The sequence below is a fragment of the Rhodopirellula bahusiensis genome (genome assembly GCF_002727185.1).
Taxonomy (GTDB): domain Bacteria; phylum Planctomycetota; class Planctomycetia; order Pirellulales; family Pirellulaceae; genus Rhodopirellula; species Rhodopirellula bahusiensis.
The window spans coordinates 188,331-212,926 of sequence record NZ_NIZW01000004.1; the positions used below are offsets into that span (position 1 = coordinate 188,331).

Consider the following 24,596-nt stretch of genomic DNA (forward strand, 5'->3'; position numbering starts at 1 on the left):
AACACCGACCGCGTTTCTTTGTTGAAACACCGTCGTGAAACCGCGAATACCCAATCGCGAACGCTGAGAGTTGGCAAGCTTTGCCGATTGAGGCATTTGATCGCATCCCGCGGATGCTTCTGGACAATCCGAACACCACCAGTCGATTCACCCAAAGTGTTTGTCGGCGTTGTTCGGATTGTCCACGCGATTTTGGGTTGTTCAGGTTCACACGATGATGCTCATCATTCCTCGTCGTGAAACGTTCGCGATTGTTACGCTTTGCCTGGGCCTATGGAGTGGTTTTGCTGCCACGCCATTAGCAACCGGCGATGATGGCGTTCCGTACGGCGGACAACGAACGCTCAGCGACCAAGAGTTGCTCGAAGTCGGCCAATTGTTGGGCGTCGGCAATCGATTGTACGGACGCCAACCTGCCGCCTCCGTCGCGTCGCGTCAACCGAGCATTCCACGTCGCCCCGATCGTTTGGTTGGGGCCGAGACCGATCCGCTAGCCGCCTTCGCTGATCCTTCCGCCGAAGCGGATCCGCTCGCGGGTCTTGGTAGCAGCGAACCAATCAAACCACCGGCCGCCAAAACGCCCGAGAAGAAGGATCCGCACGAGGGGCTTTGGACGGAAGAATGCTATCCGTCGGCGGAGTCATGCCGCGCGTGCCATCCCAAGCACTACGACGAATGGAGCGTCAGCAGCCATGCCTACGCCTCCGTCTCGCCCATGTTCCAACGTTTCGAACAAGCGATGACAGAATTGACCGAAGGCACCGTGGGTTCCTTCTGCATGCGATGTCATTCGCCCGTTGCAACTCAGCTCGAAATCCCGCGAACGGTCAGCATTTTGGATCAGCCGCCCGTCGCTCGCGAAGGCGTGACGTGCGTCAGCTGTCACCGGATCAATGAGCACTACGGACGCAGCAGCAACGGTGATCGTCGAATCGAGCCGGGCAACATCCATGCTCCAGTCGGTCGTGGAGGCAACGGAACGGGACTGGCGGCGGCTTTGGCCAATGCGGAAAAGAACAAACTCAAAACGCACCCGGGTCAAAAAGGTGCGGGCCAAGCGATCCACAACGGGTCCTACTTCTTTGAACCGCTCACCAAATCGGACATTTGCGCGTCGTGTCACCAAGTCGCGGTGCATCCCGGTATTTCGCTGGAAGTTGTTCACGCTCAGTACCGCAGCAGCCCCGCGGCGAAGTGTGGCATCTCATGCCAGGACTGCCACATGGGTGCGGTCCCCGGCAAAGCAGCGGGCTACGAAGAATGCCACGTGGCGGAGCTTTCAGGCAAGCCTTATGGGGAACCCAAGAAACACTCCAACCATACGTTTTGGGGTCCTGGATACTCGATCGCTCACCCGGGAATCTTCCCGCACAATCCCAAAGCGAAAGCTTTCACGCCTCGTCAATGGCTGACGTTTGACGACCGGGCCGGCTGGGGCACCGAAGCCTTTGAACGCAACGTCCCCGAGGGGATGCATTTCCCAAAACCGTGGGACAACGCTGACGATCGACGTGATGGACGCAAAGTCATTGATGCCAACATTGCAAAGCTCGATGAAAAGCGTGGCTACTCAGCGATGACGCTGGAAGCCGGTGCTCACATCAGCGATCCGATGTTCTTCACGACACCTCAAGTTGGCATGCCGCTGAAGATGGGCTACCGAGTCGACAACATCAGCACCGGACATAATTTGCCCACGGGCTCGCTCGGTGCACAACCGCAGCTTTGGCTCAACGCAGTCTTGATCAACCCCAACAACCAACGCGTTTGGGAAACTGGGTACTTGGACGCCAACGCGGACCTCTGTGACATGCACAGTGTGGAAGTCGCCAAGGGTCGCATCCCGCGAGACAAGAACTTGTTCAACTTGCAAACCAAGTTCTTGATCAACAACATCCGTGGCACAGACCGCGAAGCTGCGTTGCCATTGAACTTCAGCTTGGACCAATTGGTGTTTCTGCGTCCGGGAGCGTTGCCGATCAGCGTGCTCAACCACCCACCGCTGATTCGCATGGAAGCTCACAGCATCGCACCGTTGGATCATCGAATTGCCAAGTACACCGTTCCAGCAGAAGCGTTCCGGGTCCCCGGTCCGTACCGACTGAGTGTTCGGATGCGGAGCCGGACCGAACCAATGTACTTCATGCGCCAAATCAACAGCACGCCCGACATGATTCGCCGCATGAACGAGCGGATGATCGACATCTGCCATGACTCGCACACGTTCATGGTGCGTTGATCATGCCACCATCTCGCCTTTCAATTCAAACCACGCTCGCGTTGTGCGTCGCCTGCTTGTTCATGGCAGCGACATCTGCGGACCTGCTCGCGCAGTCCCAACGACCTCGCCCGAAGCGTTTGCCAATCGTTGAACCGGAAACACAGACGGCTCAGCCACGAGAAAAGGTGCGGGCCTCGAACTTGGTAGTCTCCGGCGTTGCCAACTTTCACCCTCCCTCAGGGAGGGTCGAGCAAAGCGAGGGGAGGGCCGAGCGCAACCGCAGCACTCCCCCACCACAACCCGAACCAAGCCATCTCCCCCAACACCAATCCAACTTCAACTTCGCCGGTCACTCAGCCGCATCGCTCGGCTCGCCAAGCATCTCGGGGCAGTCGGTTCTGCAACAGGAATCCGCAGCTGACTTTGCGAAATCAGCTGGGCTGGAGAACCTGTCGCACTTCGCCAACGACTTCTCGCCCACACCCTTGCCACAACAATCGGACTGGCACGATGGATCTCGCGAGCAGTGGGTGTACGACGCGAAAGCTGCCGTGCCGACTCAAAGCCCGTGGATTGAGTGGGGACGGACGTTCTATGGCGATGGGATCACACCGCGAGGCAAGAACTGGTTCGGCAGCACCAACATGGCGCGTCCGGAGTTCTACTTGTACGGCGATTTCCGGTCGGGAGTCAGCACCGGACGCAATGCGGCGGGACGGACCGACAACTGGGCCAATCGCCTCAATCTGGATCTCGACCTCCGTCTGACTGACTCGGAACGCTTCCACGGATTCATCGGGCCGCTTGATCGCAATGGTCAATTCAACCGAGTTGATTTTCAGGACGGCAAGTTTGACTACCAAGGTGTCTTTGACCCGAACTTCGTAACCGCCTTCTTCGAAGGTGATCTCGGTGCGATGTGGGGCGGCTTTCACGGCAAATCGTCGCCAGCCGAAATGCCGGTGACGATCGGATTGATTCCGCTGCTGTTCCAAAACGGAATCTGGATGGAAGACGCTGTGACCGGTGCCGCGTTTGCGATCCCGGCTCGGCACAGCAGAACGCTCAACTGGGCAAACTTTGACTGGACATTTTTTGCGGCGATTGACCAAATCAACAGCAACGCATTTGGAACTGACAAACACGCTGCACAAGCCTTTGGCACCGCCTGTTTCATCGAAGCCTACGACGGTTACATCGAGGCGGGATACGCGTATCTGCGTGACCGTGATGACACTCGGCGAAGCTATCACAACATGACGGTCAGCTTCACCAAACGTTACTTCGATCGCATCAGCAACTCGATTCGTTTGATCATTAACACCGGCCAGAACCTTCCCGACGCGGACGTGACCGCCGACGGCGGATTGTTCCTGTGGGAAAACAGCTTGATCACCGCGTCGCCACTCACCGTGGTTCCCTACGCCAACTTCTTCTACGGTTGGGGCAGGCCTCAATCAGTCGCACGAGCCGGCGGAAGCGGCGGTATCCTTCGCAACACCGGCATCAACTTCGACACCGACGGTCTGAACGGATTTGCGACACTGGATCCGACCGGGTTCGACACCGTTGGCGGATCGATTGGCATCGACTTGATTGGCAATCAATTGGACCGCCAACTGCTTTTGGAAGCGTCGTATCTCACCGAACACGGTGACTCCAATCCGTTCGTGCAAGGTGACCAATTCGGTCTCGGCACCCGCTATCAATTCCCAGTTTCCAACCGGACGTTGCTCCGCTTCGACGTCATGCACGGCTGGCGAAGCGATCTGCCAAACGTCTACGGAACCCGAATGGAATACCGCTGGAAGTTCTGAGCAAGGCAATTGTAGTTTGAACTTGATCGCCACTGCGCGACAGCGGCACGCAGACATTGTCCAACCAAACCGCCTCCGTTTTCACTAGCGACAGCCAAGAGGTTCGGCGACAAATGGGACATTCTCAAGTCAAATCAGCCGTCCTCGGTGAGGACGGACATTCTGCATGAGAATCGATCTTCCAAGCAAAGAGATCGCTACGATTTGGTATTGCCTGATCGCGTTTGGCGGCATCGCATCGTTTTGCTTGCACGAATTTGCAGGCTTACCAATCCTGCACTCCCTTTGGGCGACAATCCCCGCCTTCCTTGTCGCGGGATATGTCGCCATGCGTTGGATGGACCACGCACTCGACGAATCCTTCCGCCGCATCAACACCCCGATTCAAATCTCGACCGTCGCAGGTCTTGGCGAACTACGGCAGTTCCCAGACCGATGGGAAATTAAGCTTTGCCCAGACGCTCCACATTCAGCGATCATTGAGCGAACGATTTTGATTGACGCGTCCTGCGAAGGGCCAACATCCGAGCAGCTGGAGATGATTCGCCAACTTCCTCAACAGTTCGCCAGTATTGAATCAAATATCCGAGAAGAGCTACGAAGTTACTTCGCGGACATGGGAGCACCTGAAGACTATGAGACCGTCGACTTCGGTAGTGTGAGCGCACATATCCTCTCACCGAACGACGAGATCGACCTTGAGGTTTGGTACTCGTCCATCCCAGAGCACGGCTACATGGGATACACAGTGTGCCTTCGAGACTGGAAGGTGCATGAAATCTATGGCGGTGATTGAACCAACGACTAGCACGCATTGAGTGCGATTTGATCGAGTTCTTGACCGCCTCGAATGACTCGTACGATGTCGACCGTCTTCTCAGTGACGAAGTACAACACGACATAGTTGTCAAACCCGTTTACCAACTTCGCTCGCAGCCCCTTGGCGTCATCACGGTTGGTCGGCACGTTACCGCCAGCATTTGGGAACTGCGAGAGCAGTTCAACTGTAGATTCAACCGCATCGAGAAAACGCATCGCGGCATCAAGATTATTCTCCGCGATGTTCTGTGAATGCCCGGCGATGTCGTCGATCGCGAGACGCCGACGATGCGGAACCCTTTGATTTGCCATTCAGCTTCAGTGCTTCGATCGCAGGCGATCGCGAATCGCTTCGATTTCTTCGGGATCCCACGGTTCACTGGGGCCGCTATTGACCCCCTCGATGGCGAGTATTTCGACTTGTCTTTGGCGATCGCTGATTTTGGCAATCATCTGCGATACAAACTCGCCAACATCGGTGAACCCATTTTTCTGGGCACGTTCCGTGACATCCATCATCACGGCATCTGGCAAACTCACGGAAATGGTAGACATTTGGGCATCCTCTTTGTTGGCGGTGGTTTTAATTGTACTGCAACGTGATGTTGCCGCCGATCCAAAAATTTGCAGAGGGAAACTCGGGTCCAAGCCCGGTAGGATGCTTCTGAATAACCGGACTCCCCCAGTCTTCCATCACGTTTGCCGCCCCCACGCACCGCATTTTCCAAAATGAAACCAGACGACGACCTGTGCCTGTGTTTCCACGTTCCTCGACGAAAAGTCGAGCAGTTCATTCGCGTGCAAAAACCTCGGCGTGCAAGCGAACTGTCGGAGTGTTTTGGGGCCGGGACGGGATGCGGTTGGTGTCGTCCGTTTCTTCAGCGTTTATTCGATTCCAAGCAACCAGATTCCGAGTCCTTGCCTGAACCGGCCAAATACCAAAGCGACCGCAAGGACTACCGCCGACAACAATCCGACGATTGCTGAGCGGTCGCGAATACACCGCCATCAAAACCCGACCAATCGTCAAAGACGTCCTTCCTCTCACGGGAACTTGGTGCGTCGTATGACTGAGACGCGTTCGCGAAATGTGAGCGTTCTAGCTTTCAATGCCAGTTTGTTTCGCATTCTTTCATTGATCGCAGGTGTTTCGGTTGAGTCATCCAACTTCCCATTCAGATTCAGCCACCTCCACCGTTGAACGACTGGAATCGGAAGTCCGCGGATACTGCCGACTCTTTCCAAGCGTCTTCAAGAGTGCCAGCGGCTCAATCTTGACGACCGCAGAAGGTCGCCCGCTCATCGATTTTTTCTGCGGGGCCGGATCACTCAACTACGGGCACAATCCGCCGGCGGTAAAGCAAGCGCTCGTGGAATACATCTCCCAAGATGGAATCCAACATTCGTTGGACATGATGACCGAGGCCAAAACGCGGTTCTTGGAAACGTTCGAACGAACGATTCTGCAACCACGATCGATGGACTACAAAATCCAGTTCACCGGCCCGACGGGTACCAACGCGGTCGAAGCGGCACTCAAACTGGCCAAACAGCATCGTGAGCGTTCCCACGTGGTTGCGTTCACCAATGCATACCACGGGCATTCGCTTGGCTCGCTTTCGGTGACCGGGAACCAGAGTTATCACAGCGAATACTACGGATCGCACAACAACGTCAGCTTCCTTCCATATGACGGCTACCTTGGTGAATTCGACACGAGCATCTTGCTCGAGAAGATGCTGTCGGACCGCAGCAGCGGCATGCCACTCCCGGCCGCAGTTGTCCTCGAGACAATTCAGGGCGAGGGCGGCATCCACGTTGCGAGCGACGAATGGTTGCAACGAATCCAAACGCTGTGTCGCCAACATGATGTGCTACTGATCATCGATGACATCCAGGTTGGCAACGGTCGAACCGGTGAATTCTTCAGCTTCGAAAAAGCCGGGCTCACACCGGACATGGTGTGTCTTTCCAAATCGATTGGAGGCGGACTGCCGCTGTCGTTGTTGCTTATTCGTCCCGAGTGCGATGTTTGGCAACCAGGTCAACACACCGGCACATTCCGTGGAAACAATCTCGCATTCGTCGCAGCGGAAGCTGTGCTGAATCAATGGAATGACGCATCCTTCATCAGTGGCATTCAAGATCGCAGCGAGACCCTTCGCATGCATTTGTCTTCGATCGTACTGGAGAACTCTGAGGAGAACTGGGAACTTCGTGGCCGCGGGATGATTTGGGGACTCGATGTCCGCTCTGGCGAACTGGCTCGCAAAGTCATCGACCTTGCATTTCAAACTGGATTGCTTCTGGAAGCTTCCGGCAGTGAAGACGAAGTCCTGAAGTTCATGCCCGCTCTGAATATCCCTGAGCATCTACTTCTTCAGGGCCTGAACCTTTTCCGAGACAGCTTGAACGCAGTGCTCTTGAAACCAGCCGCATCCAAACCAGCTTTGGTTCCAACAAAGGAAACACGGAACGCCTCTCAGGGTTCATCGATGGTGCGCTCATGAACAAGGTGAACTCGCTCACGGCCTCAACGGTGCCGTTCATCGATCTCTTCTGGAAACAATGCGAGGCCACCCCGCACCGCATCGCCGTAGTTCAAGAAGATTGTTCATGGACCTATCAAGATCTGCTCTCTCAATCATGCAAGATCGCCCAATCGCTCCTGCGTGATGGTGTGGAACAAGGCGACCGAGTGGGCATTTGCCTTGACCGGAGTCCCATCGCGATCGCATCCATGCTGGGAATCCACTTGGCTGGTGCCGCGTTCGTGCCACTGGATCCGGAGTACCCCACTGAGCGTTTGCGGTACATGCTCGAAGACGCGGAAATCCGAACGCTGATCGGACACGCAAAGTATCAACCGTTATTTGATGCCGGCGGCTCCGACGATCAATCAGTGCATTCGTCGGCGGGACTCAACTGGATCGAAGCATCGGACCTGCTTGCTATCCAACCTTCCCCCGCCAATCTCGACCGAAACAACTTCCCTGCCTTTTGTGGCGAGCAACTTGCCTACGTCATGTACACGTCGGGATCGACTGGCAATCCCAAAGGCGTGCTGATCAATCACGCTGCGTTGACGACCTACTGCCGAGCGGACTTGGACGTCTATCGCTTGCGTGCCGATGACCGAACGCTGCAGTTCTCGACGCTCACGTTTGACATCGCCATCGAAGAGATCTTCCCACCTTTGCTTTGCGGCAGCTGTGTCGTGGTTCGTCCGCTCGAACGAGCCGATTCAGTCAACGAGCTATCCCATCTGATTGACACCCACCAAATCACCGCCGTCCACCTCGCGACCGCCTACTGGCATCAATGGGTCGACCTAATGAAAGCGACTGATTCGCGAATTCCATCGAGTCTGCGATTGATGGTTGTCACCGGAGAAAAAGTGAGCGTTGATCACTATCGACGTTGGCAAACCATTTGCGATCACAACGTGCTGTGGTGCAACGCCTATGGACCGACGGAAGCCACCGTCACGGCCACAGTTTTCATTCCCGACGCGGACTTCTCCGAAGCCAACATGCCGATTGGCAAACCTTTGCCAGGCTACTCCGCGGTGATTCTCGACCAGAATCGAAACGAAGTTCCGATCGGCGAAACAGGCCAGCTGTTCATCGGAGGACCGGCCCTCGCCGATGGCTACCTCAACCGTCCCGAATTGACTCAAGCCGCCTTCATCGAACGAGAAAACCCAGCGGGCGAAACGCAACGTTGGTACCAAGCCGGCGACATCGCTCGGTGGATGGACGATGGAAACATCGATTTCGGCGGACGAGTCGATCACCAGATCAAGCTCGGATCGTATCGCATCGAACCCGGTGAGATTGAAGCTGCGTTGACTTCGATCACGGAGGTGAGTGAAGCTCTCGTCACTGCGGAAACGATGGATGGTCAGAAGACACTGCTTGCGCACATTGGACTGGGTCGCAACTCGCTCTCCAGCGTCAATGGTGACACTGGATCACTGGCACACTTGGAAGCAACGGCCTCCCGCATCACGAAACAACTGCGTGAGCTGCTTCCGCCCTACATGTTGCCAACACGTTTCGTGTTTATGGAAGTCTTCCCCAAAACGATCAACGGAAAAATTGATCGCGAAGGTCTTCCCGATAGCAGCCACGCTGTGACGGCTCGTGATGAAGACCTCATTACCCCGCAGACAGAACTACAACAAAAGCTTTGTGACATTTGGAGCTCAGTCCTGCAAATCCCACAAATCGGAATCGAAGACGATTTCTTTTTGCTCGGTGGCAGTTCCTTGTTGGTGACTCAAGTGGTTTCCCGGCTGAAAGACCAACTTGGATTGGAGCTTCCCGTCCGAGATTTCTTCGCCAACCCGACGGTCGAATTGGCTGCTCGGCACATTGAGGCGATGCTCGGTGAACAATCAAATCCTTCATGCGACTCGGCGAAGGTGATTCAATCCCAGCGAGACCGTTTGCCACAGGTGGAAGCGTGTTTCTTGCCCAGTGGAGCACACGAACTCTTCGCGGTTCACTATTCACCACCTACACAACAACCGCGTCAAAACCGCGCGGTCGTACTGTGCAATGCCTACGGGCACGAGTACGCACGCAGCTATCGCAACCTGCAGCAGCTTGCCATGCAATTGGCACAAAACGGATTCGAAGTTTTGCGATTCGACTACGCCGGAACCGGCAACTCGCATGGCAACGCCCTGGAAGCCACGCCGCATGTGATGATGAAGAACATCCGCGATGCCACGACTTGGATGCGTCTACGACACCAAGTCAATTCGGTATCGATGATCGGCATCCGCCTGGGTGCGACGTTGGCCGCTTGCTCGGCAACAACCAGCGTCGATCAACTGCTGCTCTGGGATCCCATTGTCCGCGGTGAATCGTTCCTGCAGCATCTCGATCAATTGCATGAAGAGACGTTGTCCAACGGGATGCGTTTCTCTCGGCCTCGTCAATCAAGTGCGATCGACCAAGCCTATGGCACCAGGATCAACCACGTTGTCCGCCGACAACTGAGCCAATTGGTTTTGAAACTGGATGACAAGCCGAGCAGTTCAGTCGTGACGCTGCTTTGCAGTCGCGACTACCAGATGGCCAAGATGGCCGATTCACAAATACAAACGGATGCTTCGGTCATCCAGCTCAGCGATGAAATCGGCTGGGACCGTCCTGAGCTCACCGAGTCCGCGTTCTCCTCGCCTGATGCAAACCAGCAAATCACAGATCTGCTGCTCGGTGGATCAAGTGAACACGGTCAATTCAATTCTCACCGTGCAATCGAGGTGAAATCATGAATGTTTCCAACACTCCCACGGCCGCATTCCCGAGCACGGCCATGGTTCCGCCGATGGTCCCATCCGGTCCTGCGCGAAAGGATCGACAAACTGTCAATCGCATCGCGACTGAACAAGCCATCGTCTTCGGCAGTCATGATCATTTGGTCGGCATCTATCATCCGACAACCAACGCAGTGAATGACAAGACCGCCGTGATCTTTGTCACTCCAGGAATGCTTCACAACGCGGGACCGTTTCGATTGCACGTCGATCTTGCTCGCACACTCGGCAGTCGCGGTGTAGCGTCCTTGCGATTCGATTTGTCGGGGATTGGCGAGAGCTTACCGGTTGGGTCCAGCGGCCGGTCGATCGATCGAGCCAGCGGTGAAATCAGCCAAGCGATTGATTGGTTGCAAGAACATCACGGCATCCAACAAGTGATCTTGTTCGGCCTGTGTTCTGGGGCGGACGATTCCATCCATGCTGCTCAGCAAGATCCGCGAGTCTGCGGAATCGTCGCGATGGATGCCTGCGGGTACCCGACGCGTCGTTTCCGATGGAATCGCATTCGACATCACTACTTGCCGCGTCTCGCATCGCCCACCGCATGGAAACGCTTGAGCCGACGACTGCTCGGCAAGACCAGCGCAACCCAGTGGCTGCTTCAACTGCTACCTGACGCTCCGAGTCCGAACTATTCAACCATGCCGATGGGCACGGATTTGCGAGAGTTTCCTTCTCGCAACATTGCGAAGCAGGAGTTCCAACGCTTGGTGGATCAAGGTTGCCGGTTGCATCTGATTTACACCGGCGGAGTGTCAGAGATCTACAACTATGCCGAGCAATTCTTTGACATGCTTCCCGGTGTCCGCTGGAAAGATCACGCGACGGTGGATTTCTATCCCGAGATGGATCACGTCGCGATTCTTTGCGAGGACCGAAAAAAGCTCGTTGATCGGGTGACCGAACGCGTGGTCGACTTCGCTGAAGCAAGCTGATCGACGAACTGGGTAGCAATCAGATCCCTTGCTTTTTGAGCTGCGATAACGAACGATAAAGGCGGCGAAAGCAGCCGAGCTTTCGGAAACGTTGGTCAAGGAATGGTTGGATGTCTCGTTTTTTCTTTGGAATGTTAACTGGTGCCGTGCTGATGTACGGCTCGATGCACTATCACTTGGTGCGCGGTGAAGAAGGGTTCTTTTTGGTTCCGAAGATTAGCAACAACCTTCAAGACGTCTACGTCGACATTCGAGAGTACACGCTCGACGATTGGAACGAACACAAACCATTGGCTGCCGCGATCATGAAGAGCAATCAAGCGGAGTTGTTGTCCGATTCGACGCTCACAGGCTTTCGCGAAAATGTTCATTCGTTGGTGGATGGCCTGTTTTCGAAGTGATGCAACCGTCACGACCGATTCATTGAATTCGCTTGCCTCATTCGTGTCATTCACGACAACGCGACTCTGAATCGGAACGTTCGAGACCGACGGGCGACCTAGACGATGATTTCCAGCAGCGCTCAATTCAGAGCGTAGGCTTCACGCGTGATGGGAATGATCGCAATGGACATGAATCGGAATCGGTACTTCATGATCGGAGTCCTGCTGATATTGCTGGGCGTCCAATTTCGAATGGTCGACTCGTTTGTTCTGAACGAACAGACAACCCGGACGATGGCAAAGATGTCGAAGAAGTCCAATGTGGTGGCCCAAGATTCGTTCAGTAATTTCCTGATGCAGGTGCACCCGAAACCAACCAAACGCGTTCACCCGCCACGCTGGTTGGGACTGGCGATGATCGCCGTCGGAACTGTCGTCAGTTTGCACGCCATCGCGATGCCTCGTGAATGAGTTTCGTCGGTTGAGACTTTCGGCGGTATCAGCAACAACCAAAGATGTCTGCATCGCACCCCACGCGAAAAGTTGAATCCATGCAAAACGAACGATTCATTCGACGGGATTGGATCATCCGCTACCGAGTCACCCCCGTGGTGCTTGCGTTCGGGTTCACGATTTGCCTGGGTGGAACATTGGTTTCGGCAGCTGACCCGGTCGGCAGTGGCCAATCCAACTTTGGACAGCAAGGCATCCCTTCGATGGCCAGCGGAAACGCGGGCGTCGGTGATCCGCTGACGAACGCGGGTGTGATCTTGCGAGAAGGAACCCGAGTCGGACCGGTCACCGGACGATTTGTGATCAGCGGCCACCGCTGGCGTTTTCTTCCCGAGCAAGCGGAATCCGTTCACGAGCAAAACCTGGACACGCTCGTTCAACATGGTCTGGCTCGCAAACCGACTCAGGAAGAAGAAACCCTCCTTGGCAAAAAGCAACCGATCGGTCGAGGAATTGGCACCTTCGACTCGGCGAACCTCGAAGATCCCGATCTGCCGATCACTCCGGCCGCCATCGCGGTCCCGATGACGTTGGTGACCGAAAATTTGATGCTCGACCGAATTTCACGAGCGATCGAAGAAGATTCCAACGACGACCGATGGACCGTCACAGGCTACGTCACTGAATTTCGCGACGAAAACCGCCTCGTGATCGAAACGACGGTCCGAGCACCGATGTTGACCAATTCCAAACCGGTTCTCGGTGGACGCTGAATTCATCTGGCGATGCAAACCGGATTGCGTCAAAATCAGCGGACACTGCCCGTCTCGACGGAGCAAAGTGTGCTGTGCAGGAGTCGCCAGCCAATCCAAATCACGTCTTGAATTCGGGTAGGAAACCGTGAAATCGCGTCTGCGTCTGATGCGTCAACGTGCTCTCGACGCAATTGCTTACGCGATGGTGCGTTTGATCGTTTCGTCGATCCAAGTGATGCCGCTCGACATGGGCGATCGGTTCTGCCGCGTGGTGGCAGCGATCCTGAGTGGCCCGTTGTCAATTCGCAAACGAGTCATCCGGTCAACGCTTTCGCAAGTCTTCCCGGGACTGCCCGAATCGGACCAAAAAGAACTGACATTCGCGATGTGGCATCATTTGATGCTGATGGTTTGCGAAGTCGCCTGGGCACAACGGCGATTGCATCGCAGCAACTGGTATCAACACGTTCGATTCCACGGCAGCCAAACGATGCTGCGATGCATGCTGAGCGATCGTCCCTCTGTTTATGTAACCGGCCACTTCGGCAACTTCGAAGTCGGCGGATACACGATGGGTTTGATGGGCGTGCGAACACTGGCGATCGCACGCCGACTCGACAACCAATACCTGCACAATTGGGTCGAAGACTTTCGCAGTGCAAAGGGTCAGGACATGGTCGACAAGATCGGCTGTGCACCGGTTGTCGAAAAACATTTGACTGACGGAGGCCTGTTGTCACTGCTCGGCGATCAACATGCGGGCGAGAAAGGTCTGTGGACCGAATTCTGTGGGGTGCCGGCGTCGTGCCACAAAGCTCTCGCGTTGTTTTCGTTGACTGCGAACGCGCCCATGATGAGCGTTTACACACGTCGTCTCGGAGGCAAACCGATGCAGTTCGAATCGGGGTTGCTCGGAGTCGTGGACCCCGCAACGGATTCAGAGAATGGCCAATCCGTCGGACAGCTGACCGAGTGGTACAACGGACAACTCGAATCGATGATCGATCTGGCACCCGAGCAATACTGGTGGCTTCATCGACGTTGGCGAACACCGCCCGAAAGAGTCGCTCGTCGATTGGCGAAGAAACGCGAAAAAGCCTTGAAGGCAAGCTCGGTTTCGAACGCGTCCACTTCGCAAGCAGCCTGATCAGCGTTATTCAAACGCAACCGGAGTCCTCGGGTTCACTCGGCTGGCGTTAAGAATTCTGTCGTGAAGCAATCTTCGGCCTTCACAGAGTCGGTATCCACCAATTCCAGTTCGATCATCTGATCAACCAATTCTTGCCAACGAACCGAGCTCATCGTCCCAACCTCGGCGTTTTTTCCGGATGGCATTGCCAGAGGGATCATCTGCTCCGCTCCAAAACGCAAAGCCTCTTCCGTCATACCATGTTTATTCGCGTCGAGAATCGCTTCGTTGGCCTCTTCCGGTGACGTGAGATATTGGTTCCAACCCGCGACGGTGCCTTCCACCATTTCGCGAACGACTTCGGGCGACTCTCGAATCATGTCGCCGGTTGTCACCAAGACGCTCGAATACGGATTCCAACCCAGCTCGCTGACCATCAATGTGCGAACCTCCAAACCCTGTTGTTCCGCGATCAACGGCTCGGCGACGCTGTAGGCTTGCACAGCAATTTTGGGGTCAGTCACCATGGCCGCGATGCTGTTGTGATAAGGCACCTGACGAACATCTTTGAGGTACCCACGTTTTTCAAGGAATGCGAGAAACGCCCGTCCGGCTTGGCGTTGCAATGTCATCCCGGATAAGTCGTCCAGGCTTTCAACACCGCTATCCGCACGAACGAGAATGCACCGCGGATGGTCTTGAACGGCCGCCATGACCGCGACCACGTCGGCTCCTTGAGCTCGAAACAGGACCACATCGTCCGCATTCGTGATAGCGAATTGGCTGCGTCCCATCGCGAGTTCAGGTGCAACCGGTGTCGCACGTCCTCCCGGTTGGATTTCCACATTGAGTCCCATCGACTCATACGTGCCGTCGGCGACCGATTGGTAGACCCCGCCGTGCTCGACTTCGGGATACCAATTCAATTGGACTGATACATCACGAATCGAATCGTCCGCGGTGTCGCCCGAAGTGACTTCGGTTCGCTGCGAACACCCGGAGGCAAATACGAGCAGCATGCACCCGAAGAACGACCAAGTTCGCATCCGTTCAGACGCACGGACGCTGGCGGAATGAAGGTGCGATCGCATCGGTGAACTCAATTCACAAGGAGGTATCGTTTCAGGAACAGTCGGCTCAGTAGATTCACTCCGCCAAAAAGAATCAAACCCAGCAGCGTGGAAACCGCCAAGGCGGCCATCAAAGCGTCCGTCATTGTACGAGCTTGCCAGCCTGTCATCACGGCCCCCAGTCCTTCGTAGTCGGCCCCGTTGCTGACAAAAAATTCAGCAACGATCGCACCGATCACGGCCAGTCCACTGCTGATTCGAGCACCGAGAACCAGAAACGGAACCGCCGTGGGCAATTGGACGCGGCATAGTCTTTGCCATCGAGTCGCACCGTACATTCGCAACAAGTCTTCGTGTTCTGAACGGACCGACGTCAGACCGGTGGTGACGTTGTTGACGATTGGAAACAAGCAAATGATCACTGTGGCAATCACGGCGGTTCGAAACTCGTACCCCGACCAAATCACCAACAACGGAGCAATCGCAACGATGGGGACGGTTTGCAAGAACACCACGTAAGGAAACAACGCTCGACGCAACAACCGCGACTGACTGAATAGAACCGATACGCCACCACCCACGATCACGGCGACGAACAAACTGACAGTCGCCGTCCACAACGTGATCCAACCAGAATCCAGCAAGACCATTCGATGTTGCCAGGCGGCTTCGGCGACTTGCCATGGCGTGGGCAGGAGAAGCTTTGGCAGATCGAATAGCACCACAATAAGATGCCATCCCACGATGCCAATCGCGGCCACAGCAATCACTGCCAAAACAGTCCATGCGATCTCACGACCGCTTTCGCGAGTCGGTCCAGGGTTATCGGAAAGCTCGTCGCTCATGCGAAGGATCCTTCCATGTCGGGCGACGCAGCTTTCTCGAGCGTGTCGCTGACTCGTCCAAAGAACACACCAAATTCACTGGTGCGTCTCAGATCATCGTGCGGGTCGGATGTCGACAACGGGTTGTCCAATTCGCTGACGATACGTCCTTGGTGCATCACGCAAATTCGTTCGCTGAGCTGGATCGCCTCGGCAATGTTGTGAGTGACCAGAACGCTGGTGAACCGGTGATGACGCCACAACTGCAACAGCAGTCGGCCCAGTTGATTCCTCAGCAGGTCGTCCAACGCCGCAAATGGTTCGTCGAGCAACAAGAACTCGGGACGCGTCACCAGTGCTCTCGCGATGGAGGCTCGCATCTTCATTCCACCGGACAACTGATGCGGGAAACGCTTCGCGGCGTCGGTCAGTTGCACTTCGTGGATGGCCGCCAAAGCCTGCTCCCGCATTTCTGTCGCAGACGGTCGATCGCGGCGTCTTCCAAGCGAGAGTGGCAAGGTCACGTTCTTCAGGACATTCGCCCAAGGCAACAACGCGGGTTGCTGGAACACAAATGAAGTGGCGACAGAACGCCGATCCCCCGCGCGAGAATCGGCCCGCTGAGTTTCCACCTTGCTTCGCTGAGTTACTACACCGCTTCGCTGAGATGCTCCACCGCTTCGCTGGGTTCCTCCACCGCTTCGCTGGCAAACACCACCGGTCAGAGGTTGCAATCCAGCGATCACTCGAAGCAGGGTGGTTTTGCCGCATCCACTCGGCCCCACAAGTGCCAGCCTTTCTCCCTGCCGGACCGACAGATTGATACGATCGAGGGCGCACACTCCGCCTGGATAGGTTACCGTGGCATCGCGGCAAAGAACTGCGGTGCCAGCATCGAGTTTGTCGGAGGGGGCGTTCATGTCAAACAGAGTTTAATCATTCGACAATGGACTCTGACAGGACGGTGACATCTCTTGGCCGTAGAGATTGCGACGGCAGAATGAAACCACCCGGACCGCAGTTCCGCGATGGTGAGTTTGGTGAAGGCATTGGATATTCGATGAAGACATTGGAAGTGCATTGTTTGGGAACGGCGGGGTATCACCCCAATGAGTCACGACACACGTCGTGTTACTTCCTTCCAAAGTGCGGCGTGCTGCTTGATGCGGGCACGGGAATCTTCCGTTTACCAGAGCTCATCGAGACAGATCACCTCGACATTTTGCTCAGCCACGCTCACCTCGATCACGTCGTTGGCCTGACGTTTCTATTGGACATTCTGTACCAACGCCCGGTGAAGGAAGTTCGTGTCTGGGGACAGGCCGAGAAGCTGGCCGCGATTCAGGAGCACTTGTTCCATGAGAGCCTGTTCCCGGTTCCGCTACCGGTGACATGGCACTCAATTGATGAGAAACCAGAGTGGGACCTGCATGGAACAACCATGTCATGGCGGCCGCAAGAACACCCGGGTGGTTCGGTGGCCTACCGACTGGAAACGCCACAACTGGAATCATCACCATCGGATTCAGCCGCGGTTTTGCTCTATGTCACCGACACACTCGGCACAGAAGATCCCGCAACATTGCAATGGATGTCCGGCGCCGATCTGTTGATGCATGAGTGCAACTTCGACGATCAAAATCAGAAATGGGCGGAGAAGACCGGCCACTGCTACCTGAAGAAAGTGCTGGACATCGCCCGACAGACCCAGCCGCAACGGTTGTTGCTCACACATATCAACCCAATCGCTGAGCTAGAACTCAACGACGAAGATGAATTGCTTGAGTGCCCCATCCAAATCGCGACTGACGGTTTGCATGTCGCGTTTTGATGGCCAGTGGATGCCAATGAATCGCGACCTCGGATAGGACGCGATCATGTCGCAGCGGTTTCGCGGCGTGCTTCCTCGACTCGGTACATCTCACGCCAAGGCAATTGAATGCCGCCGTCGATCGTCAGCGTGCTCCCGGTGATGTACTCACTCTTAGGGTCACACAAGAACACCGCACCGCGACCGATTTCGCGAATGTGGCCGAGTCGGCCCCAAGGCAATTTGGCACCTTCGGAACGCAGCGTTTCTTCTTGGAAGAATTTTCGTTCGCCGGGAGTGTCGATCCAACCGGGGTGAATGAGGTTCACGCGAATTCGTTGTGAGGCGAGTTCCACCGCGGCGGTTCTGGCCATCTGATCATTGGCAGCTTTGGCCATGTTGTAAGCCATCGCGCCGGGCATCGGCATGTGCGCGTGTGGGCTGCTGATGACAACGATGTTCCCACCGTTTCCAGCGTCAACCATCTGTTGAGCACCTGATCGAACGAGATGAAACGCGCCCCACATACTGACATCAATCGTGCGGCGAAATTCCTCCATGTCGGATTCCAGCATCAGGTGCCGATCGCTGTACGCAGCGTTGCTGACCACGATGTCCAACCCGCCCATGTGATCGCTTGCGCCAGCGACCAACGCTTGGACCTCGTCCGGATCCGAGATATCCGCTCCGATCGCGAACGCTTCCACGCCCATTGCCTCGCACTCTTTCACGACGCTCGCGGCCTCATCGGGATTGGAGTGATAATTGATCGTAACCGACGCGCCCGCTTGAGCCATCTCCAAGGCGATCCCTCGTCCGATTCCGCGTGAAGCTCCCGAAATCAACGCACGCTTTCCCTTCAACGGTCGAGGGGTTTCGGCGGACGGGATCGAATCGGATGATTCAGCGGACATTCATTCAACTCCAGGAGCAGGGGTGTGGTTGGAAAACTTTTCCGACGAACATTCTGAGAGAAAACGCCCACGCAGTATAGCCAATCCGCCACAATGCGTCCGAGACTGACGCGTGCTCCCAGCCAAAGTTTTTTGATCCGCTTGACGTTTCAACCTCTCAATCGTCAATCTGCATGCATCCCATCGCTCATCGTGTTTGCTCAATCGATGGAGAGCCCGCCGCTGAATGCCTGACGGAGTTGGTTGTCTTGCATGACCGAATCGGCCAGCAATCTGCGTCCCCACCCACCAACGATGGCCAATGACAAACGATCCTAGTCCCCAACAGCCTGGAACGGAATTCACCGGCTCGAAACTACTGCCCACGGATCCATTGGTCGTGATCGGGTGGCGAGAATGGGTCGGGTTGCCGGAGTTGAGAGTTCGTCATGTCAAAGCAAAGATTGACACCGGAGCACGATCCAGTTCGCTTCATGCATTCGATGTGGACACCTATTTCGAAAACGATGTCGAACGAGTTCGATTCTCGATTCACCCCGTTCAGAGACGAGATGACCTGCACATCGAAGCCGACGTGCCGATCCTGGAACGCCGGCACGTGCGCAGCAGCAACGGAAACGTCAGCGAACGGATTGTGATTCGTACCGCACTGGAAATTTTGCGTCGCCGCGTGATGGTTGATTTGACACTCGCGAATCGTGACTCAATGGGTTTCCGAATGCTGGTGGGTCGCGAAGCCATTCGAAACCGATTCCTGGTCGACTCAGCCGCGTCCTTTTTGGCCGGTCGAAGACGACGCAAACGCCCCGGTGGGAACGAACCCCCACGCAAGTGATTCGCCGAAACGAGACCGTTCCGTCCGGTCGAAGATAGACATTGTTTCCGAGCTTGGCACTGGACACATCCGTGCCGGGTTGTTCGGACCGCCTTCAGCAACTCCCAGCTTCCTGAGAGAAAACCCTTGAAACTTGCCATCCTGTCTTGCTCACCACGTTGCTACAGCACGCGTCGCCTGGTGGAAGCCGCTGAACAACGCGGCATCAAAGCCAAAGTCCTGAACACGCTGAAGTTCGCCATCGACTTGGCCGAAGGTGAACCTGACCTTTACTATCGAAGCAAGCAGCTCAGCGATTATGACGGCGTCCTGCCACGGATCGGTGCCTCGATCACTTACTTCGGCACCGCTGTCGTTCGACAGTTCGAGCAAATGGACGTGTTCTGTGCGAACTCATCCGCCGGGATCAGTAACTCACGCGACAAGCTTCGCAGTTTGCAAATTCTCTCCCGACATCAAATCGGGATTCCCAAGACGACCTTCGTTCGCGATCGAAAAGACATCCTGCCCGCAATCGAGCGAGTCGGTGGCTCACCGGTCATCATCAAGTTGTTGGAAGGCACCCAAGGCGTTGGCGTGATTTTGGCAGAGAACGTGAAAGTCGCCGAAGCCATCATCGAGACTCTGCAAAGCACGAAGCAGAACGTCCTGGTGCAACAATTCGTCGCCGAAAGCCGCGGCAAAGACATTCGAGCGTTCGTGATTGGCGACCGCGTCGTTGCCGCGATGCGACGTGTTGCGGTGGGCAATGAATTCCGCAGCAACGTTCACCGCGGTGGTCAAACCGAGGCGGTCGTTCTGGACGAAACGTATGCCGAAACGGCTGTTCGAGCAGCACAAATCATGGGGCTTCGAGTTGCCGGAGTGGACATGCTCGAGGGTGCCAATGGCCCGCAGGTGATGGAGGTCAACTCATCGCCGGGTCTGGAGGGAATCGAGTCTGCCACGAAACTCGACATCGCCGGCGCGATCATCGATTACATGTCCGCTCAGGTTGACTTTCCCGAAGTCGATGTTCGCCAACGACTGACGGTCAGCCGCGGCTATGGAGTGACTGAACTGCACGTCCGTGATGGATCGGATTACGTCGGCAAAACGATCGACGAATCGGGGCTGCCGGAGTTGGACATCAACGTTTTAACGCTTTACCGCGGCACAACGGTGATCCCCAACCCGAGACTCAAACGCACGTTGGAACCCAACGATCGCTTGCTGTGCTTTGGGAAGTTGGAATCAATGCGAGGCATGGTTCCCGAGAAAGTCCGCAAACAACGCCGGCCGAAAATCAAACGCTTGCCCGATTCGGCGGCGACGATTCACGCCGAATCTTCTCGCGACGATTGATCCTCGACGGAACCGCCCATCAGCAACTCCAAACGCAACTGAATCGGTTCGTCGGAGGTGCGATAGGCCAGTTCGATGGGCATGTAACCAAGCGGCACGCCGGCGACGGAATCCGTCGCCAACTTCACAGCGTCTTTGTGAGTGCACAGCAAACGCTGCGGCGGCTGCTTGCCACCTTTCAATTTGGTGACCCAAGCCCGTAACTTTTCGCGAGCGGCTCGCTCGTATGCGTCGTGGTCGGGCAGGCGAAGATGGTCCACCACGATGGCTCCACAATCGCGAACGGTTTGCTCAAACGCATCCGGATTGCCGATCGCGGACACCAAGGCAACGGGAAGGTCATTCAAGACTTCGATCGCCTCCCAATCGCCGTCGGAACTTTGAATGGTTGACGGACGGTGCTCCGTTTCGAGGACCGGACAGTCAGGAGCGTACTGCGCGATCGTTGAACGTATCGCCAACACTTCCTCCGGATCGACTTGGTCCACGCGAGTGATCAAGACCCAATCCGCTCGCGCCACGCTATCAAGTGGTTCACGCAGCGTGCCTCGCGGCAGCACATGACCATAGCCAAACGGGCAGGTCGCATCGACGACCACGATGTCCAAATCTCTCCGCAGTCGTCGGTGTTGGAAACCATCGTCCATCACCAAGACCTCGGCGGCCAACTCCTCCACCGCGATTCGAGCTGCTTCGACTCGGTCGGGATGCTGAACGTGAGGCACATCGGGCAAACGTTCTTGCAACTCCATGGCTTCGTCATTCATCCCACCATCGCTGGCACCGTAGCCGCGACTGATGATGGACACGCGAAAATCCATGGCTCTCAGTCGGCGGCACAGATCCGCCACGACCGGCGTCTTGCCCGTTCCGCCGGTGGTAAGATTGCCGACGCTGATGACCGGAACGCCAGCCTCGCATGTTTCTTTCGCGCCACTGTCATATTGGTGGCGACGATGCCTGGCACCCAAGTTGTAAAATCCGCTGGCACACCACAATGCTCCTCGAGCCATGTAAGAAAAAGGATCTCGCAATTGGCCGCTCAGTAGCGGTCGATAGTCCCAGCTCATGGTGTCGTTTGTTCCTCATCCTCAGCTAATTCGCTGGGCGTTAGCTTGTATTCTTTCTTGCCGACATTGCGGCGACCGCCGGTCAAGTCGTCCGTCAAAGGCGACTCAGACTGACTCAGTGTTTCATCGGTGCTTTGTGGATCGATTTTCCGACAAGCCTCGGTCAGCGTATCAGCGATGTCGTCCAGCCAATCCTCCCAGGTTTCGACCGTGGTTCCTTTGGGAGGGACGTTTGCCATTTCGTCGCACAACAGGATCATCCTCAGGCAGTGTCGGAACAGGATCCCTTCTTCCTTTTGAAGTTTGCGTGCCGTGACATACTTATTGAAGTCGCCACCGAACTCAAGCAATTCACCCACAATCCAAACCGGACGGACCCGCACGTCATCGACTTTGGAAAATTCATCGCGAAACAGCCGCAATAGTTTTTCGCCAATGGTGAGCGGCCACACTCGAGGTTCTTCGAACATCACTCGCCCGAATCCCCGGTCCTTGACCTCTTCCTCCTCTTCTTCTTGACCGCCACCGAGTTCTTCGATCGTCGCCAGCCCTCGCTGCAGCAACAAAGCGTCCAAACGGGTTTGAGCCAATTGTCCAGGCGGAACCATGTCGTAGGACGGCATCCGAGCAAACTTCGCCACTGAACCCGGCACTTCCAACATGCTTTCCAAAACGGCGATCCGTTCTTGATCATCGGCGTCCGCCAATTGATCCGCCATGAAAACACCAAACAACGGATTGACACTTTTCAACTGGACCAACCGCTCGAGCCGAACCGTCGGATTGGCAGTTTCCGGTCGATAGTCCTCCAACTCATACCCGCGTTTCGCGAGAGCTTCCGCGTCGTCGAGTGGTTGAGCTTCTTCGGCTGCTTGCTCGGGTGGTGCCTCCGGTTCCGCCGCCCGCATTTCGTCCAGCAGTTCGCCAAACAACCCGCCGGTCGCGGCTGGCTTGGGATCGACCTGTTCCGATTTCGGTTGACCGGGCTTGGTACCCTTCGGCGTTGGTTTGCGTTCAGCAGCAATGCGTGGCAGCGGTTGCAACTCGATGTAGCCGCCCGACCACATCGTGATCAACATTCGATTGAGATCCTTTTGCGCCACTTCGATCTGGGCAGGTGTCATCAACCTTCGGCCCACCAGTTCACGAATGGGCTGGACGCTCTGATCTTTGGACAACAGATACGCAAGCAATCGCCAAGGGACTTTTCCGCGACTGGACAGGTCCGCCGATTTCGCGACTTGCAATTGTTCGAACTGAGTCTCCGTCCAGTACGATTCGCCCGCTCTGCGTTTGGGCATTTTCTTCTTCAGTTGCTTCTTGGCCCTCATCAACCCGGGGTCTTTGGTGTCCTCCGGAATGGAATCGTACTTTTCACGCCAACGGTTGATTTTGACATCATCCTCGTGAGCCAACGCATAGACATAACCTCGATCATCGAACTGCGGACGTCCGGCACGACCAAAAATTTGTTGCGCCGATGCGATGTCGACCAATTTCTTTTTGTCACGCGGTCCTTTCAACAAGCATGGCAACACGACGCTACGCGCGGGCAAGTTAATTCCCGCTGCCAGAGTTTCGGTGCACACACAAATACTGAGCAGCTTCTTTTGAAACAACTCTTCGACGATCCGGCGATATCGAGGCAAGATCCCGGCGTGGTGGACCCCGACTCCTCGCATCAGGATTTGCTTGAGCTTTGGTCCGACGCCGTTGGTGAAGTCCGCTGCGTTGAGAATGTCAGCCAGTTCCTTTTGGCGAGCTTTGTCGATCAGCGATTTGCCTTTCAGCATTTCCGCATTCGTCCAGCACAGCGATCGACTGAAGCAAAACAGCAACGAAGGGGTGCGGCGTTCCTCGTCATCACCTGCCGAGATTTTCTCGCAAAATTCATTCAGCAGTTCATCTTCCACCCACTCGTATTGCAGCGGCACCTTTCGCTCAGTTCCTTGCACCAGTTGTAGATTCCGACCGTGGGCGTTTCGCAACCAACTGGTGAACGCCATGGAGTTGCCAACCGTCGCACTCAGGAGAAGCGTGCGCACGTGCTTGGGCAGTAGCCCAAGAGTCAGTTCCCAAACCACACCGCGTTCATAATCATTGAACGAGTGGAACTCATCCATCACCACGCAAGTGACATCGTCAAACTCGAACGCGTCCGGGTTGAGCAAACGGTTGAGCAGAATCTCGGCCACGACCACCAGAACGGGCGCGTCCGCGTTGACGCTGCGGTTGCCGGTCACCAAGCCGACTTGATCCGCGGAGAAACCCCAACGAACAGCGGACTCTCGAAGTTCATCCAGCTTCTGATCCGTCAGCGCGATCAGCGGCGTGGTGTAGTACATCCGCTTGCCGGTCCGAAGTGCCTCGTAAACGGCAGCTTCGGCGATCAACGTTTTTCCCGTTCCGGTCGGGGCACAAACGAGCACACCATGCTGCGCCGCGGGGCCCCCTTCGGACGGCTGGGTGTCGCCGGTGAAATAGGCAAGCAACGCTTCCTCTTGAACCGGATAGGGCTCGTAGGGAAGCAGCTCGAAATACTCCTCCGCCAGTGTGTCTCGATCAAGATCGGGCTCAACGGTGGCAGAGCGGGGGGAAAGCGATTCGGGTGCCGATGGCGAGTTGTCGTTCATGCCGTCTTTGTATCACAAGTACCCGAAATTGGGGCTGCGTCAAAGCTTTCCCCGTCGCCTCTGAACTCCTCACATCCTGGATGCCAGCGACGTCGGATTTGCGTCCGCGCTTCGCATTCCTGCTTCGCGACCGTTCACGCCGGAACCAAAACCCAAAACCGCAGGGCGTCTTTTGAAACCCCCGGCGAGCGAATTGCATTGATTTCCGGCATGACCGCTACGAGCACTTTTGACATGCATTTCCAGGGTTTG

General features: G+C 55.9%; 22 protein-coding genes. 14 read left to right on the forward strand and 8 right to left on the reverse strand.

Going from position 1 to position 24,596, the window contains the following annotated elements; genetic code table 11:
• Window positions 1–214: 214 nt before the first annotated feature.
• The 3 genes from CEE69_RS07425 to CEE69_RS07435 all read left to right on the forward strand — a co-directional run bounded on the left by CEE69_RS07425 (window position 215) and on the right by CEE69_RS07435 (window position 4,834).
• Window positions 215–2,239: a multiheme c-type cytochrome gene (locus CEE69_RS07425; RefSeq protein ID WP_099260078.1), complete on the forward strand. Its 2,025-nt coding sequence runs from the start codon at window positions 215–217 to the stop codon at window positions 2,237–2,239.
• 2 nt (window positions 2,240–2,241) lie between these two features.
• Complete coding sequence (locus tag CEE69_RS07430) at window positions 2,242–4,038, forward strand: hypothetical protein (RefSeq protein ID WP_099260079.1); 1,797 nt, start codon at window positions 2,242–2,244, stop codon at window positions 4,036–4,038.
• A gap of 166 nt (window positions 4,039–4,204) precedes the next feature.
• On the forward strand, window positions 4,205–4,834 hold the full coding sequence (locus CEE69_RS07435) for a hypothetical protein (protein ID WP_099260080.1): 630 nt from the start codon (window positions 4,205–4,207) through the stop codon (window positions 4,832–4,834).
• A gap of 8 nt (window positions 4,835–4,842) precedes the next feature.
• Here the strand turns inward: CEE69_RS07435 and CEE69_RS07440 are convergent, their stop codons facing one another.
• Both CEE69_RS07440 and CEE69_RS07445 read right to left on the reverse strand, forming a co-directional pair.
• Window positions 4,843–5,169: a type II toxin-antitoxin system RelE/ParE family toxin gene (locus tag CEE69_RS07440; RefSeq protein ID WP_099260081.1), complete on the reverse strand. Its 327-nt coding sequence runs from the start codon at window positions 5,167–5,169 to the stop codon at window positions 4,843–4,845.
• A 6-nt stretch (window positions 5,170–5,175) separates the two neighbouring features.
• Entirely contained in the window at window positions 5,176–5,412 is a 237-nt protein-coding gene (locus CEE69_RS07445; protein ID WP_099260082.1) for a ribbon-helix-helix domain-containing protein, read from the reverse strand.
• A 174-nt stretch (window positions 5,413–5,586) separates the two neighbouring features.
• Here CEE69_RS07445 and CEE69_RS07450 point away from each other — a divergent pair, with 174 nt between their 5' ends.
• The 8 genes from CEE69_RS07450 to CEE69_RS07485 all read left to right on the forward strand — a co-directional run bounded on the left by CEE69_RS07450 (window position 5,587) and on the right by CEE69_RS07485 (window position 13,862).
• The gene (locus CEE69_RS07450; RefSeq protein ID WP_099260083.1) at window positions 5,587–5,844 is read left to right on the forward strand and encodes a (2Fe-2S)-binding protein; all 258 of its coding nucleotides are present in this window, start codon (window positions 5,587–5,589) and stop codon (window positions 5,842–5,844) included.
• A gap of 158 nt (window positions 5,845–6,002) precedes the next feature.
• Entirely contained in the window at window positions 6,003–7,367 is a 1,365-nt protein-coding gene (ectB, locus tag CEE69_RS07455; RefSeq protein ID WP_099260084.1) for a diaminobutyrate--2-oxoglutarate transaminase, read from the forward strand.
• Entirely contained in the window at window positions 7,364–10,144 is a 2,781-nt protein-coding gene (locus CEE69_RS07460; protein WP_099260085.1) for an amino acid adenylation domain-containing protein, read from the forward strand. Before ectB ends, CEE69_RS07460 begins: the two co-directional genes overlap by 4 nt.
• Entirely contained in the window at window positions 10,141–11,124 is a 984-nt protein-coding gene (locus CEE69_RS07465) for an alpha/beta fold hydrolase (protein ID WP_099260086.1), read from the forward strand. Before CEE69_RS07460 ends, CEE69_RS07465 begins: the two co-directional genes overlap by 4 nt.
• Before the next feature lie 110 nt (window positions 11,125–11,234).
• A complete protein-coding gene (locus tag CEE69_RS07470; protein ID WP_099260087.1) occupies window positions 11,235–11,525 on the forward strand; it encodes a hypothetical protein in 291 nt (96 codons plus the stop codon).
• Window positions 11,526–11,696: 171 nt separating this feature from the next.
• Complete coding sequence (locus CEE69_RS07475) at window positions 11,697–11,978, forward strand: hypothetical protein (RefSeq protein WP_233214943.1); 282 nt, start codon at window positions 11,697–11,699, stop codon at window positions 11,976–11,978.
• Between the two features lie 44 nt (window positions 11,979–12,022).
• A complete protein-coding gene (locus CEE69_RS07480; protein WP_233214944.1) occupies window positions 12,023–12,733 on the forward strand; it encodes a hypothetical protein in 711 nt (236 codons plus the stop codon).
• Window positions 12,734–12,860: 127 nt separating this feature from the next.
• Entirely contained in the window at window positions 12,861–13,862 is a 1,002-nt protein-coding gene (locus CEE69_RS07485; protein WP_099260089.1) for a lysophospholipid acyltransferase family protein, read from the forward strand.
• A gap of 35 nt (window positions 13,863–13,897) precedes the next feature.
• Here the strand turns inward: CEE69_RS07485 and CEE69_RS07490 are convergent, their stop codons facing one another.
• The 3 genes from CEE69_RS07490 to CEE69_RS07500 are packed head-to-tail and all read right to left on the reverse strand — an operon-like array spanning window position 13,898 to window position 16,658.
• Window positions 13,898–14,935, reverse strand: a complete 1,038-nt coding sequence (locus tag CEE69_RS07490) for an ABC transporter substrate-binding protein (RefSeq protein WP_099260090.1) — start codon at window positions 14,933–14,935, stop codon at window positions 13,898–13,900.
• An 8-nt stretch (window positions 14,936–14,943) separates the two neighbouring features.
• Entirely contained in the window at window positions 14,944–15,759 is an 816-nt protein-coding gene (locus CEE69_RS07495; protein WP_099260091.1) for an ABC transporter permease, read from the reverse strand.
• The gene (locus CEE69_RS07500; RefSeq protein WP_099260092.1) at window positions 15,756–16,658 is read right to left on the reverse strand and encodes an ABC transporter ATP-binding protein; all 903 of its coding nucleotides are present in this window, start codon (window positions 16,656–16,658) and stop codon (window positions 15,756–15,758) included. Before CEE69_RS07500 ends, CEE69_RS07495 begins: the two co-directional genes overlap by 4 nt.
• A gap of 140 nt (window positions 16,659–16,798) precedes the next feature.
• Here CEE69_RS07500 and CEE69_RS07505 point away from each other — a divergent pair, with 140 nt between their 5' ends.
• Complete coding sequence (locus tag CEE69_RS07505; RefSeq protein WP_099260174.1) at window positions 16,799–17,569, forward strand: MBL fold metallo-hydrolase; 771 nt, start codon at window positions 16,799–16,801, stop codon at window positions 17,567–17,569.
• Window positions 17,570–17,613: 44 nt separating this feature from the next.
• Here CEE69_RS07505 and CEE69_RS07510 read toward each other — a convergent pair whose 3' ends face one another.
• Window positions 17,614–18,462, reverse strand: coding sequence for an SDR family NAD(P)-dependent oxidoreductase (locus CEE69_RS07510; RefSeq protein ID WP_099260093.1), 849 nt, complete (start codon window positions 18,460–18,462; stop codon window positions 17,614–17,616).
• A gap of 301 nt (window positions 18,463–18,763) precedes the next feature.
• Here CEE69_RS07510 and CEE69_RS07515 point away from each other — a divergent pair, with 301 nt between their 5' ends.
• Window positions 18,764–19,297 (forward strand): ATP-dependent zinc protease family protein, encoded by a 534-nt coding sequence (locus tag CEE69_RS07515; RefSeq protein WP_099260094.1) that lies wholly within the window; start codon window positions 18,764–18,766, stop codon window positions 19,295–19,297.
• 126 nt (window positions 19,298–19,423) lie between these two features.
• Window positions 19,424–20,641, forward strand: coding sequence for a RimK family alpha-L-glutamate ligase (locus CEE69_RS07520; protein WP_099260095.1), 1,218 nt, complete (start codon window positions 19,424–19,426; stop codon window positions 20,639–20,641).
• Here CEE69_RS07520 and lpxK read toward each other — a convergent pair.
• Together lpxK and CEE69_RS07530 are read right to left on the reverse strand one after the other, a co-directional pair.
• Entirely contained in the window at window positions 20,614–21,711 is a 1,098-nt protein-coding gene (lpxK, locus tag CEE69_RS07525; protein ID WP_099260096.1) for a tetraacyldisaccharide 4'-kinase, read from the reverse strand. The two genes, CEE69_RS07520 and lpxK, sit on opposite strands and share 28 nt — an antisense overlap.
• Window positions 21,708–24,344: a DEAD/DEAH box helicase gene (locus CEE69_RS07530; protein WP_099260097.1), complete on the reverse strand. Its 2,637-nt coding sequence runs from the start codon at window positions 24,342–24,344 to the stop codon at window positions 21,708–21,710. The genes lpxK and CEE69_RS07530 overlap by 4 nt, the downstream gene beginning before the upstream one ends.
• Window positions 24,345–24,596: the final 252 nt, after the last annotated feature.